Annotated in this window: 14 protein-coding genes; 8 read left to right on the top strand and 6 right to left on the bottom strand. The window is 63.4% G+C overall.

All coding sequences use genetic code 11. The features are described 5' to 3' along the window. Positions 1-29: 29 nt before the first annotated feature. From ACSQ84_RS22340 to ACSQ84_RS22350, 3 genes are read right to left on the bottom strand one after another with little or no spacing between them, the layout of a single operon-like run. Entirely contained in the window at positions 30-848 is an 819-nt protein-coding gene (locus ACSQ84_RS22340) for an enoyl-CoA hydratase/isomerase family protein (protein WP_436213867.1), read from the bottom strand. Between the two features lie 39 nt (positions 849-887). After that, positions 888-2,048, bottom strand: coding sequence for an acyl-CoA dehydrogenase family protein (locus ACSQ84_RS22345; RefSeq protein WP_436213868.1), 1,161 nt, complete (start codon positions 2,046-2,048; stop codon positions 888-890). Between the two features lie 33 nt (positions 2,049-2,081). Then, positions 2,082-3,146 (bottom strand): acyl-CoA dehydrogenase family protein, encoded by a 1,065-nt coding sequence (locus ACSQ84_RS22350; protein ID WP_436213869.1) that lies wholly within the window; start codon positions 3,144-3,146, stop codon positions 2,082-2,084. A 277-nt stretch (positions 3,147-3,423) separates the two neighbouring features. Between ACSQ84_RS22350 and ACSQ84_RS22355 the strand changes: the two genes are divergently transcribed. After that, on the top strand, positions 3,424-4,206 hold the full coding sequence (locus tag ACSQ84_RS22355) for an SDR family NAD(P)-dependent oxidoreductase (protein WP_436213870.1): 783 nt from the start codon (positions 3,424-3,426) through the stop codon (positions 4,204-4,206). Positions 4,207-4,340: 134 nt separating this feature from the next. On the opposite strand, the gene ACSQ84_RS22360 is transcribed toward ACSQ84_RS22355, so the two are convergent. Together ACSQ84_RS22360 and ACSQ84_RS22365 are read right to left on the bottom strand one after the other, a co-directional pair. Next, a complete protein-coding gene (locus ACSQ84_RS22360; protein WP_436213871.1) occupies positions 4,341-4,619 on the bottom strand; it encodes a GlsB/YeaQ/YmgE family stress response membrane protein in 279 nt (92 codons plus the stop codon). A 67-nt stretch (positions 4,620-4,686) separates the two neighbouring features. Beyond that, positions 4,687-5,292 carry a YidB family protein gene (locus tag ACSQ84_RS22365; RefSeq protein WP_436213872.1) on the bottom strand — a complete coding sequence of 202 codons (606 nt, stop codon included), beginning with the start codon at positions 5,290-5,292 and terminating at the stop codon, positions 4,687-4,689. 151 nt (positions 5,293-5,443) lie between these two features. On the opposite strand from ACSQ84_RS22365, the gene ACSQ84_RS22370 reads away from it, so the two are divergent. After that, complete coding sequence (locus ACSQ84_RS22370) at positions 5,444-6,445, top strand: 2-dehydropantoate 2-reductase (protein ID WP_436213873.1); 1,002 nt, start codon at positions 5,444-5,446, stop codon at positions 6,443-6,445. 219 nt (positions 6,446-6,664) lie between these two features. After that, entirely contained in the window at positions 6,665-6,877 is a 213-nt protein-coding gene (locus ACSQ84_RS22375; RefSeq protein ID WP_436213874.1) for a hypothetical protein, read from the top strand. A gap of 204 nt (positions 6,878-7,081) precedes the next feature. On the opposite strand, the gene ACSQ84_RS22380 is transcribed toward ACSQ84_RS22375, so the two are convergent. Further along, complete coding sequence (locus ACSQ84_RS22380; RefSeq protein ID WP_436213875.1) at positions 7,082-7,693, bottom strand: hypothetical protein; 612 nt, start codon at positions 7,691-7,693, stop codon at positions 7,082-7,084. A gap of 316 nt (positions 7,694-8,009) precedes the next feature. Here ACSQ84_RS22380 and ACSQ84_RS22385 point away from each other — a divergent pair, with 316 nt between their 5' ends. The 5 genes from ACSQ84_RS22385 (at position 8,010) to ACSQ84_RS22405 (ending at position 12,309) form a co-directional block, all read left to right on the top strand. Next, complete coding sequence (locus tag ACSQ84_RS22385; RefSeq protein WP_436213876.1) at positions 8,010-8,648, top strand: RraA family protein; 639 nt, start codon at positions 8,010-8,012, stop codon at positions 8,646-8,648. A gap of 31 nt (positions 8,649-8,679) precedes the next feature. Beyond that, positions 8,680-9,051: a cupin domain-containing protein gene (locus ACSQ84_RS22390; RefSeq protein ID WP_436213877.1), complete on the top strand. Its 372-nt coding sequence runs from the start codon at positions 8,680-8,682 to the stop codon at positions 9,049-9,051. A 46-nt stretch (positions 9,052-9,097) separates the two neighbouring features. Then, positions 9,098-10,066, top strand: coding sequence for a tripartite tricarboxylate transporter substrate binding protein (locus ACSQ84_RS22395; RefSeq protein WP_436213878.1), 969 nt, complete (start codon positions 9,098-9,100; stop codon positions 10,064-10,066). A gap of 233 nt (positions 10,067-10,299) precedes the next feature. After that, positions 10,300-10,569: a hypothetical protein gene (locus ACSQ84_RS22400; RefSeq protein WP_436213879.1), complete on the top strand. Its 270-nt coding sequence runs from the start codon at positions 10,300-10,302 to the stop codon at positions 10,567-10,569. Positions 10,570-10,755: 186 nt separating this feature from the next. Beyond that, on the top strand, positions 10,756-12,309 hold the full coding sequence (locus ACSQ84_RS22405; protein ID WP_436213880.1) for a peroxidase family protein: 1,554 nt from the start codon (positions 10,756-10,758) through the stop codon (positions 12,307-12,309). The last annotated feature ends 36 nt before the right edge of the window (positions 12,310-12,345 follow it).

Consider the following 12,345-nt stretch of genomic DNA (forward strand, 5'->3'; position numbering starts at 1 on the left):
GTAGCGATCCCCTACGACATTTGAAAACCTCACCGCCCCTTGAAATTCGCGACCCTTCGCTCAGCCGTCGCCTTGACGCCTTCCTTGAAATCCTCGGTGGCGCGCAGGCGCGACTGTTCGGCGAGTTCGTGGTTGGTCGCGGCCAGCACGCGGTCGGCGAGGCCGGCGCGCATGGTGGCGCGGGTCGAGAGCAGGCCGAGCGGCGAACATTCGGCGATTTCAGCGGCGAGCTTCATGGCTTCGGCGCGCACCTGATCCTGCGGCACGCAGAGGTTGGCGAGGCCCATTTTGGTGGCCTCCTCGCCGGTAATGCGGCGGCTGGTGTAGAAGATCAGTTCCGCGTTGTTCTTGCCGACCAGTTCGGGAAGCGTCGTGGTCAGCCCGAAGCCCGGATGAAAACCGAGTTTGGTGAAGTTGGCCGAGAAGCGCGCCTCGGGGCAGGTGACGCGGAAGTCAGCCGATACCGCAAGACCGAGGCCGCCGCCGATCGCGGCGCCATGCACGGCTGCGACGACCGGCTTCCTGGCGCGGAAAATGCGCACCGCGTGCAGATAGAGGCTGTTGATCGAACCGAGGCTGTCGGCGGGATCGCCTTTTTTGGCTGCTTCCGCCTCGGCTGCTTCCTGCTCCTGCCGCTTCGGATCGCTGAAATTGGCGCCGGCGCAGAACGCCTTGCCCTGGGCGGCGAGAACCGACGCGCGGATTTCGATATCCTTGTCGAACTCCTCCAGCGCATCCGCGATCTGGTTGATCAGCGAGATGTCGAAGAAGTTCAGCGGCGGCCGCTGGATTTCGATCAGGCCGACATGACCGTGCTTCTCGACGCCGATATCCGTGTATTTTGTCATTTTGTTTCCTCGTTGAATTAGCGCAAGCCAGGCCGCGCGCTAGCGCAAACCCAGCCCGCGGGCGATGATGCCGCGCAGTACTTCGGTGGTGCCGCCCTGGATCGTCAGTTTCGGCGCGGTCTTGATCGCGAACGAGAGCTGTTTTTCCAGCGTCTCGCGGTTGGTGGCGGTTTCCTCGACGAACGCCGCGAGGTCGCGCACCCGGTGCGGCAGCGCCTGCTCCCACACCGTGCCGATGTCCTTGACGATCGAGGCTTCCACCACCGGCTCCTTGCCGGCCTGCAGCATGCCAGCAACAGAGACCGACATGCGCCGCATGGTGTGCAACTGCGCCACCAGGCGGCCGATGCCTTCGGCGCTGCGGGTGTCCGGGTTCTTGCCGACCGCGCGGACCAGTTCGGTCAGCACATAATAGGTTTCGAGAAAGCGTTCCGGGCCGGAACGTTCATACGCGAGCTCCGATGTCGCCTGCTTCCAGGCGCCGTCGACTTCGCCGAGCACGTGATCCTCGGGCACGAAGAAGTCGGTGAATACGACTTCGTTGAATTCGTACTGGCCGGTGATCTGGCCGATCGGGTTCACCTCGATGCCCGGCTGCTTCATCTTGACCAGAAACTGCGTCAGGCCGTGGCGGCGGTTCTCTTTGGTGGGCGGCGACGTACGAAAAATCGCGATCATGTAGTCGGCGATATGCGCCGACGAGGTCCAGATCTTGGTGCCGTTGATCAGATAGCCGCCGTCGGTCCTGGTGGCGCGGGTCTTGGCCGCGAACAGGTCGGAGCCGGAGTTCGGTTCGCTCATGCCGATCGCAAAGCAGACCTCGCCGCGGCAGATGCGCGGCAGGATGTCCATCTTGATATTCTCGGGCGCGTATTTCAGCAGCACCGGGCCGCTTTGGCGGTCGGCGACGAAGAAGCGCCGCGTCGGCGCGTTGGCGACGCGCATCTCTTCCGTGACCACATAGCGCTCGAGGAACGAGCGTTCATGGCCGCCATACTTCTTCGGCCAGGTCATGCCGAGCCAACCCTTGGCGCCGACCCGGCGGGAAAATTCCGGCGCGTCGGTGTCCTCGCGGTTGGGCTGGTGCGGATCGAAGGTGCCGGCAGCGATTTCCTCGGCGAGGAACGCGCGCACTTCCTTGCGAAGCTGTTCGCATTCGGGCGGCAGGCGGATCGGATCGAAACGGAGGGCTGCGGTCATGGTGCGTCTCTATGCAGGCAAACGGTTATGAATTCAGCGCGAGGCCACCAGCGGCCACAGTTCATCGGCGCCGCGGTTCGCGACAAGCTTGCCGAGCTCGACCGCCCAGTAGCTCTCGGAGCCGAAATCGTCGCGCCATCCGAGCGCCCGCAGCGAGTAACGATGCAATATATGCTCGATGGTGAAGCCGATCGCGCCATGCACCTGATGGGCGATGCCGCCGCCCTTTTCGGCGGCTTCCGCGCAACGGATTTTGGCCGACACCGCTTCGAGAAACACTTCGTCGTTGAATGAAGTCGCGTTGGCGATGGCATCCGCGGCTGAGGTCGCCGCGGCAAGCGCCGCCGCCGACTCGCCCGCGAGCCGGGCGAGGTTGTGCTGCACCGCCTGGAATTTTGAGATCTTCTTTTCGAAGGCGACGCGCTCGTTGGAATAGCGCACGGAAATTTCCAGCATCGATTCCAGCGCACCGGCGATCTGCAGCGAGCGCGCGACGCCGCCCATCAGCATCAGATGGGTCTGTTCGAAATCCTTCGGCGTCGGCCTGGTCGTGACCGGCTGCACCTTGTCGAACGTCACGGTATCGCTGTGGTCGCCGCCGAGACCGAGGCCCGCGTCGATCCGGCATTTGGCCGCATCGACGAGCGCGATCGACAGACCCTTGGCGTCACCTGCGATGACAGCGATATGCTTAGCGGCCTTCGCGAACGGCACGCCGCGGGCCTTGCCGGACAGGCTTCCATCGGCATTGAGTGTGATGCGGTCCTTCGGGCTTGCAGGCGCGACCGTCATTTCGCCGTCGGGCGAAGAGATTTTCGCCTGCGCCAGCAGCCATCCCGCCAGCATCGTTTCCGGCAGCGGTACCGCGACCGCGAAACGTCCGGCGGCGCTGAGAACGGAAAAGCCTTCGGCGAGACTCGCGCCCGAACCGCCGCAGTCTTCCGGCACCCAGGACAGCGGCAGGCCAGAATCGCTCAGCGCCTGCCAGAGCGGGGCCTTCCATGCGCCGTCCTTGTCGCGATTGATGGTTTGGGCGTCGGCGAGATCGGCGAAGATCTTCTCCGCGGTCTCGGCAACAATGTTCTCACTCTCCGCCACAGCGTTCCTCATCTTGATTGGCACCGTTTATTGGCACTGGTCTCGCCCCGGGTGCGTTCTTTTCTTGCGCTTTATGATGCGGAAAAGCCATAGCCGTGACAAGCGCTGCCCGCAGGGCCGCCTGCGAGGGCGGCAGAGCGGCAGCGTTGGGATCATCAGGCGAAGAATAAATTCCGCTCGGCGGATTTCTCCGATTTGCAGGGACTTGGCCTCGCGATATGGTAGACGCGGAACGGATGGTTCGAACAAAGTTTCAAAACAAAAAGAGGAAATGCGGATGTCGAAGGATGGTTTGAGCGCGATCGTAACGGGTTCGGCATCCGGTCTTGGGGCTGCGACCGCGGCCATTCTGGCCAAGGGCGGTGCGCGCATCGTCGTCAATTATTCCAACAGCAAGGCCGAGGCAGAGGCGACCGCCGACCTCTGCCGCACGGCAGGCGCTGAAGTGATCGTGGTGCAGGGCGACGTCTCGCGCGACGAGGATTGCAGGAAGATCGCCGCGGCAGCTGCGTCCTGGGGACGGCTTGACGTCCTCGTCAACAATGCCGGCACCACCAAACATGTGCCGCACGACAAGATGGATGATCTGACGGCGGAGGATTTCCAGCGCATCTACGCGGTCAACACGATCGGCCCGTTTCAGATGATCCGCGCCGCGCGCGCCCAGCTCGAAGCCGGCGCGAGAGCCGCCGGGCGGGCTTCCGCCGTGGTCAACGTGTCGTCGGTGGCCGGCATCTCCGGCGGCGGCTCGTCGGTGGCCTATGCCGCGAGCAAGGGCGCGCTCAACACCATGACGCAGTCGCTGGGCCGCGCACTGGCGCCGCTGATCCGCGTCAACACGGTATGCCCGGGCTATATCGATACGCCCTGGTTCACCAAGGGCCGCGGCGAGGCCGGCGCCAAGGCGGTGCGGGATTCCGTGATAGCGAAGGTGCCGCTGAAGACCGCGTCAACGGCCGAGGATATCGCACAGCTCGTCTGCTTCCTCGCCTCGCCGGCGTCGGGACAGATGACCGGCGAGTTCGTCCGCATGGATGCGGGCATGCATTTGATTCTGTGAGTTCGTCGTCCCGGCCTTGAGCCGGGACCCATACGCCGTGCCTTATCGGTAAGAGCGACGGCGTTAGAGACCGCGCAAAACAACGGCGGCCGCGGAGTATGGGTCCCGGCTCAAGGCCGGGACGACAGCAATTACTACCTATTCCCCGGATCCGAAATCACGCGGCTTGCCACCAGCCGGTTCCAGATGAACAGCACGATCAGCGCGCCGACGGTGGCGGTGATGAAGCCGGCGCCCTGATTGGGGCTGTAATAGCCCATCGCTTGGCCGATGAAGGTGGCCAGAAACGCGCCGGCGATACCGAGCACCGTGGTCAGGATGAAGCCGCTCGGATTGTTCGGCCCGGGCGACAGCAGCCGCGCGATAATTCCGGCGACAAAGCCGACGACGATGACCCAGATAATGCCGCCCATGGCGATGGTCCTTTGCAATGTTCTATGAGGGAGATGCGGCGCGCGAGCGCGCCGCGTTATCGCGTCGTCAAAGCCGGCCCGAGATTTCGTTCTCGTTCGGCAATCTTCCATCCGGCGTCAGATGATTGATCACGTCGGGCAGATACTGGCTGAGACCCTGCAGCAGGTCATCGCGCGACATGCCGGTCTGCGAGGACAGCGATTCGAGCTGGTCGGCGCCGAGCGCGCTGGCGAGATCGCCCGGTGCGATCTCCTTGTTGGGGCCATTGCTGACCCATGAACTGGCCGTGTCGCCCTGGCCCTTCTCCTGAAATTGCTTGAGCAGGTCGCCGAGACCGCCACTCAAAATGCTGCCGGCGGCGCCGCCCGCGAGCAAGCCGCCGAGGCCGCCCTTCATCAGGTCGCTGAGACCGCCGCCGCCCAAAGCGCCACCTAAGCCGCCACCCGAACCGCCGGGCAGACTCGCGGTCACGTTGCCGGGCATTTTCGGGGGCGCGGAGGGCGCCGCTTCGGGCTGACTGCCGCCGAAATGTTTCACGGCTTTCCAGGCCAGCAGGGCCAGGATCGCCATGGTCATCGGCGACATGCCTTCCTTGCTGTCCGATTGCGCGTTCGGGTTGCCGGGGCCACGCGGGCCGTTCTGCATGCCGTTGAGTATGTCGAGTAAACCCATGGTCGTCTCCTGCAGCGTGTCAGCCCCCGCGCGAAACATAACGGTGGCCCATGACGGTTACAAGGCGCGGCCTGACAAGGGTTCTGCGCCTTCGATAGGCACCGCCCCACGGTTCTGCTATCGAAGGGCGGGGCATTAGAGACAATTGAAAATGAATGCGGGCCGAACGATTGGCGTGGCGGGGGCGGGCAGCATCGGCTGTTTCGTCGGCGCCATGCTGGCGGCGGGCGGCCGCCGTGTCGCACTGCTGGCACGCCCGCGCGTGATTGCCGAGATCGAGGCCAAGGGCCTGCGGCCGACGAGTTTTGAAGGCTTTGATCAAACGCTTGACGCGAACCAGCTCACGCTGTCGGATGATCCATCGATCCTGGGGGATGCCGGCGTGGTGCTGGTGTCGGTTAAAAGCGCTGATACCGCTGACATGGCGGATATCATCGCACGGCACGCGCCACCTGACGTCGTTGTGGTCAGCCTGCAGAACGGCGTCGGCAACGTCGCGGTGTTGCGCAACCGCTTGCCCGGCCGGCGCGTGCTCGGCGGCATGGTGCCGTTCAACGTGATCACGGCCGGCGACGGGCGGTTTCACCGCGCCACCTCGGGCGACATCGTGATCGAACAGGACGCCGCCGGTACCGCTTCGAGCCTTTCAGTGCCCGGATTGAACATGCGCCCGACCGGCAACATCGACGGCGTGCAATGGGGCAAGCTGCTCGTCAATCTCAACAACGCTCTCAACGCGCTGGCCGATCTGCCGCTGCGCCGCCAACTCGCGCAACGGCCGTGGCGGAGATTGTTTGCCGACCAGATGGCCGAAGGCCTGGCGGCGATCCGCACCGAAGGTATCAAGCCGGTATCGCCGACGCCGATCCCCGCGGGCTGGATGCCGCCGCTGTTGCGGTTGCCGGACATGATCTTCGAAGCCATGCTGGGGCGGACGATGAAGATCGATCCCGAGGCGCGCTCCTCGATGTGGGAGGATCTGCAGCGCGGCCGGCGCACCGAGATCGACTATTTTCAGGGCGTCATCACCGAGATCGCCGAGCGGCGCGGGCTGGACGTCCCGCTGTCGCGCCGGGTCGTGGACTTGATCCGCAAAGCCGAGGCCGCCGGCCAGGGCTCGCCGGGGCTGACGCCGGATGAGATTCGCAGCTGAGGTTGTTGCCTTGAAGCCGATGCTGCACGAGTTTTGCTTTGCCGCGCATTCGAGGCCTCGTGGTTCGAGACACGCGGCTTTGCCGCGCTCCTCACCATGAGGGTCTAAGATCTCGTCTATAAGACCTATCTATAAGACCTCATCCTGAGGAGGCGCAAAGCGCCGTCTCGAAGGATGAAGCCACCGACGTGCGTTAGAGCAATTGACAGGAGAAGCGGTATGAAACCATCACGCGCAGCGCCACTGGCGATTGCTGCCTTTCTCGGCGCGGTATCGGCGATTCCCGCCTATGCTGTGCCGCCGGTTGCGACGCCGTCGCCGGGGTATGAGGCGCGGCTGCAGGAGCAGCGAGCAGCCGCGGCGCGGGCCCATGCACCGGTCGCGCCAGTAAAGAAGCCGCCGCGCCGGACCAGGCGGGCGCCTGCGAGTTGATCCTGTTGATGCGGGCGATGTCTGCGATGCGATGCCGGAAATGACGGTGTCGTCCCGGCCTTGAGCCGGGACCCATAACCACCACCGGTCATTGTTTTAATACGCTGGTCGTTGTCTTCCTTTTCCAATAACGCTGGCCGCAGCGTATGGGTCCCCCGATGCGCAATTGCGCATCTGAGCTCAAGGCCGGGACGACAGCGAGGCTCAGCTCCGCTTCGGCTTGTTCGGCGCGGGGTTAAACAGCTTCTTCAAGTCGTCGATGCTTTGCGACAACCTAGGCCATTCGCAGGAGAACGAATCTTTTGCGCAGTTGGAGGCCTTGATGCGCGCGGCCTGCTTGACCGGGCTTGGTACCGGCACCGGGATTTTTTCGACCTCGGTTCGCAGCGCCACCGGCTGCACGACCCGCTGCGATTCCTGCTGCTGCTGTTGTTGTTGCTTGGCGGTGAAGGCCTCGGCGATGCTGCTGCGGCGCTGGCTTTCGAGATAGGCGGTATATTGCTGGTCGATCTTCTTCTGCTCTTCCGGCGTCGGGTTCGGTCCGGCGATATCGAAGGTCCGGTCCTGCATGAAGTCGTAATAGGTGTAGCCGCCACCGGGCTTGCGGCGGCCGGCGAACTTCGCGTTGCATTCGGCAAGCGCTGCGGTCCTGTCTTCCTTGGTCTTGGCCTTCTCGGCGACGTCAGCGCAAGATTCGAAATCGACCGGCGTGCCGCGCCACCACTGCGCATGCGCACGCACCGGGCTCAGCACGACAAGGCCGGCGACGGCGGCAACAGCAAACAATGATGATCGTGACGCGATCACGGACAGCATTTCCCTGGTCAGGTTCCACGAACTGAATTATCGACACGGATTAAACCGATTGTCGCCATTTTGACAGGCCTTGTCACCCCGGAACCGTTCTAATTTCATGCTGCGGTTGCGCGCTTTGTCTTTGCTGTGACCAAGGGAACACAGGCGGGCACTGTCAAAATTGCTGAGTAAATACAACATCGAAGAGATGGTCTGCGCCGAACCAAGTAGAATTTGGGCGTGTCAATTTGTGCAAAATGGTATTTGATCTGTTCGACTTGCCGAGATCAATGAGTTCCGAGAACAAGAACAAGCATACAAGCGGGGAACCATTTGCATGAGCGTTACGATGGCCATGGAAAGCGTGCCAAAGCCGACGCCTGATTTGATCGAGGCGTTTCGGAGTGCGTCGACCTCCATCATCAGCGACAACCTCGCCCGGCTGCCCGGAGCGGTGGGGCTGCGGCCGTTCCATCGCAGCGGCAGGCTGGTGGGCGTGGCTTTCACTGTCCGCACCCGGCCGGGCGATAATCTGGCAATCCACAAGGCGCTCGAACTGGTCGGGCCCGGCGACGTGATCGTGGTCGATGGCGGCGGCGACGAAAGCCGGGCGCTGGTCGGCGAGATCATGAAGACCATCGCCGAATATCGCGGCGCGGCGGGCTATGTGATCGACGGCGCGATCCGCGACGTCGCTGCGTTCGCCGCGTCCGACTTTCCATGCTTTGCCCGCGCCGCTATTCACCGCGGCCCTTACAAGAGCGGTCCGGGCGAAATCAACGTGCCGGTCTCGATCGGCGGCTCGGTGATATCGCCCGGCGATATCGTGGTCGGCGACGACGACGGCGTGGTGTCGTTTCCGGCCGCGATCGCACCCTCCTTGCTCGAGGCGGTCCGTGCCCAGACGGCGCGGGAAGAGCAAACGCTGATCGCGATCCGCGAAGGCCGTTACCAGGGCGCTTACGGCAAATCATGATCGGGATCTAACGAACATATGGGGAGTGACGATGAGCCAGAGGGACGAGTTTCACAATCTGGATGACCCGCACGACGGCCTGTTTCGCGATCTCGCGGCCGGCGTCACGACGCGCATCTTTGCCGGCGAGCAGGCCATGCTGTCGGTGGTGACGCTGGCGCCGCATGCGCAAGGCACCCTGCATCATCATCCCGAGGAACAATGGGGCGTGCTGCTCGAGGGCTCGGCCGTGCGGGTGCAGGGTGATGAGGAAATCACGGTGAAGAAGGGCGATTTCTGGCGCACGCCGGGCAACGTGCCGCACACCATGCGCGCCGGGCCGGACGGCGCCCGCGTGCTCGATGTCTTCAGTCCGCCGCGGCCGGAATACAAGAAGCCCGGATCGGGCTTTGGTAATCAATAGATCTGCGAACAAGAAACACAACGCAGCAACAATCAGGGGGAGAGAAATGAAGAAGATCACGAGACGTACGATGCTGGCGGCGTCAGCCGCATTCTCGTTCGCGCCGTCGCTGGCGCTGGCCCAATCGGCGAAGAACATGACGCTGGTGGTGCCATTCCCGCCGGGAGGTTCCACCGACGCGCTGGCCCGCCTGCTGCAGTCGCATTTGCAGACCAAGCTTGGCCGGATCGTGCTGGTGGAGAACAAGTCGGGCGCCGCCGGTTCGCTCGGTGCGGCGCAGGTCGCGAAAAGCCCGCCGGACGGCACGTCGTTTCTGGTGACGTTCGACTCGCACGCGGTGATTCCCGCCATTCTCGAAAAGCCGCAGGTCGACGTCGAGCAGGATCTGACGCCGGTGTTCCTGGTCGGCACCGCGCCCTATGTGCTCGCGGCCAACGCCAGCCGTCCGTTCAAGACGTTTGCCGATATCGTTGCGGCATCGAAAAAGGAGCCCGGCTCGATCAAATACGCATCCGTCGGCATCGGCACGCTCGGCCATCTGGCGATGACCATGCTGGCCAAGCAGGCCGGCGCGGAAATCATCCATGTGCCTTACCGCGGCGGCGGCCCTGCCATGAATGACGTGCTCGGCGGCCACGTCGATCTCATCATTGGTTCGGCAGCGCTGATCACGGCGCAGCTCGGAACCAACACGCTGCGTCCCATCCTGCAGCTCGGGCGCGAGCGGATGGCCTCGTTGCCGGACACCCAGACGGCGATCGAAGCCGGCTTCCCCGATTTCGAGACACTGGCGTGGTGGGGCATTTTCGCGCCCAAGGGCACGCCATCGGATGTGATCGCGAGCATGGCCAAATCGGTCCGCGAGATTTTGAGCGAGCCCGCGATCGCAGCGCAGCTGCGCGAAACCCAGCAGATGACGCTGCTGCTGGCTGACGCCAAGGATTTCGGCACGTTCTTCGCCAAGCAGGTCAGCACTTGGGGCAAGGTCGTGCGCGAGAACAACATCAAGGCGTAGCGACTCCTCCATCCTCCCAAACGTTTCGGCTGCGATCGGTGCCAGCTTGGCCAAATCTGCTGCGGCGCCTGCCGCGGCAGCTGCCCGTATGATCCCGGACCTATCCCAAAGACGCATAGGCAAGGAGCCGACTCGGGGCGAAAGTTCCGGGAACCGAGCCAACCTTTCCGGTTCCCGCGCGTTGTCGGAATGCGGAACGTCACGCTTATGGATTCACCCTTGCGGAGATCATTGTGGCCAGCACACTCACGTTGAAGCCCCGTCCCAGCAATACGGCACTGATCGCATGGCAGTTCACCGGGCAGCCGCTGTACGAATGGCCGAGCTGGGTGCAGTCGAATTGTTCGCTTCAGCGCAACGATGATGGCCAACTCGAACTTCGACACGAGCGGCAGAGCGGCGCGCAAATCGTCTATCTCGGCGAATGGCTGGTGCGCGATCTCGACGGCGGCATCTGCTTCTACACCGACGCGGAAATTCGCAAGCAGTTCGAGATCGCCTGAGCGCTATGACGCAAACTTCGCGGCGAAGTGTGAACCACGCAACAGTCCGCGACAATCTATGAGTTTATAGACTCAGCCTCTCACCCAGAGGGGCGATGCGCGAAAATACCATTCGCATTTTAGAGAACTGAGACTGATCACTGGCGCCCCTCTCCTCGCAGCATTTTCCTGATTGGAGAAAACGTGATGGCAACAGAAGTGAATGTCCAGCCCGGCCATGGCAAAGCTGGCCGACATCCGACCCGGCAGTTTCTCGACACGCTCTCCGGGCACGACGATCCCGGCATGTTCGGTCGAATGTTTCCGACCCTCGATCCGCTGGTCGTCGATGACGGTCCGCTGCGCGAACTCGCGGACGCGATGAAGGACCCGAACCCCGGCGACCCTGCCGGCAACAACACCAAGGTGCCGGCCGGCTTCACCTATCTCGGCCAGTTCGTCGATCACGATATCACGCTCGATCTGACCTCGTTCGGCGACAAGGCGGCCGATCCCAATGCGGTGGAGAATTTCCGCACCCCCGCGCTCGATCTCGACAATGTCTATGGTCTCGGTCCGGACGGCAGCCGCCAGCTTTACGCGCGCAATCCCGGCGACCTCGACGGCAAGACCCCGGGTCCAAAGCTGCTGATCGGCAAGACGATCAACGTGCCGCTGGGCAACGTGACCGGCGATCATCGCAACGATCTGCCGCGCAGCCCCGAAGGCTTTGCGCTGATCGGCGATCATCGCAACGACGAAAACCTCGTGGTCGCGCAGACGCATCTGGCGATGCTGAAATTCCACAACAAGGTGTGCGACCAGCTGGCGGCGAAGGGAACGCCGGCCGGCGAGATTTTTGCGGAGGCACGCCAGATCGTGACCTGGCACTATCAGTGGATGGTGCTGCACGATTTCGTCGAGCGCATCACCGAAAAGGGCATCGTGGCGAAAATCCTCGAACAGGGCCGCCGCTTCTATCGCTTCAAGAAGATACCCTACATGCCGGTCGAGTTCTCCGCGGCCGCCTACCGGCTCGGCCACAGCATGGTGCGCGAGGTCTACAGCCACAATCGCATCTTCACGCCCGGCGGCGGCGGTATCCCGGCTACGCTCGACCTGCTGTTCCAGTTCACCGGCCTGTCCGGCGGCATCATCGGCGATCTCGCGCCCAATCCGCCGACGCCGCCGCTGCCGCTGCCACTGCTTTCCAGCAACTGGATCATCGACTGGCGGCGCTACTTCGACGTGCTGGCCACCAATCCCGCGGACGTCAGGCTCAATCCCTCGCGCAGGCTCGATCCGTTCGTGGTGCCGCAACTGCATACGCTACCGGGTGGCGGCGGCAGCCTGCCGTTCCGCAATCTGAAACGCGGCGTGCTGCTTGGATTGCCGTCGGGACAGGACGTCGCCAGGGCGATGCGGATCAAGCATCCGCTGACGTCGGCCGAAATCGCCAAGGGCACCGACGGCGCGGTGGCCAAGAAACACGGCCTGCACGAGCATACGCCGCTCTGGTACTACATCCTGAAAGAGGCCGAGCAACGCGGCGGCGGCGAAAAACTCGGGCCGGTCGGCGCCACCATCATCGCCGAAGTCTTCGTCGGCCTCGTGCACGGCGACCGCCAGTCGTATCTGTGGCTCAAGGGCAAGAACTGGAAACCGACGCTGCCCTCGAAGACACCGGGCGATTTCACCATGGCCGACCTTTTGCGGTTCGTCGGCGATGTCAGCCCGATCGACGGCATTTCGACGGTGTAGAGCGTTTTCCAGCGAAGCGGCGTCCGGTTCGCGTCA

It is taken from the genome of Bradyrhizobium sp. LjRoot220 (assembly GCF_964252915.1).
Classification (GTDB): domain Bacteria; phylum Pseudomonadota; class Alphaproteobacteria; order Rhizobiales; family Xanthobacteraceae; genus Bradyrhizobium.

Bases quoted from the DNA above. Each gene is read 5' to 3' on its own strand.
- ACSQ84_RS22405 (WP_436213880.1), top strand. From the start codon at position 10,756: ATGGCAACAGAAGTGAATGTCCAGCCCGGCCATGGCAAAGCTGGCCGA.
- ACSQ84_RS22390 (WP_436213877.1), top strand. From the start codon at position 8,680: ATGAGCCAGAGGGACGAGTTTCACAATCTGGATGACCCGCACGACGGC.
- ACSQ84_RS22355 (WP_436213870.1), top strand. From the start codon at position 3,424: ATGTCGAAGGATGGTTTGAGCGCGATCGTAACGGGTTCGGCATCCGGT.
- ACSQ84_RS22360 (WP_436213871.1), bottom strand. From the start codon at position 4,619: ATGGGCGGCATTATCTGGGTCATCGTCGTCGGCTTTGTCGCCGGAATT.
- ACSQ84_RS22380 (WP_436213875.1), bottom strand. From the start codon at position 7,693: ATGCTGTCCGTGATCGCGTCACGATCATCATTGTTTGCTGTTGCCGCC.
- ACSQ84_RS22340 (WP_436213867.1), bottom strand. From the start codon at position 848: ATGACAAAATACACGGATATCGGCGTCGAGAAGCACGGTCATGTCGGC.
- ACSQ84_RS22370 (WP_436213873.1), top strand. From the start codon at position 5,444: ATGAATGCGGGCCGAACGATTGGCGTGGCGGGGGCGGGCAGCATCGGC.
- ACSQ84_RS22385 (WP_436213876.1), top strand. From the start codon at position 8,010: ATGAGCGTTACGATGGCCATGGAAAGCGTGCCAAAGCCGACGCCTGAT.
- ACSQ84_RS22365 (WP_436213872.1), bottom strand. From the start codon at position 5,292: ATGGGTTTACTCGACATACTCAACGGCATGCAGAACGGCCCGCGTGGC.
- ACSQ84_RS22375 (WP_436213874.1), top strand. From the start codon at position 6,665: ATGAAACCATCACGCGCAGCGCCACTGGCGATTGCTGCCTTTCTCGGC.
- ACSQ84_RS22345 (WP_436213868.1), bottom strand. From the start codon at position 2,048: ATGACCGCAGCCCTCCGTTTCGATCCGATCCGCCTGCCGCCCGAATGC.
- ACSQ84_RS22395 (WP_436213878.1), top strand. From the start codon at position 9,098: ATGAAGAAGATCACGAGACGTACGATGCTGGCGGCGTCAGCCGCATTC.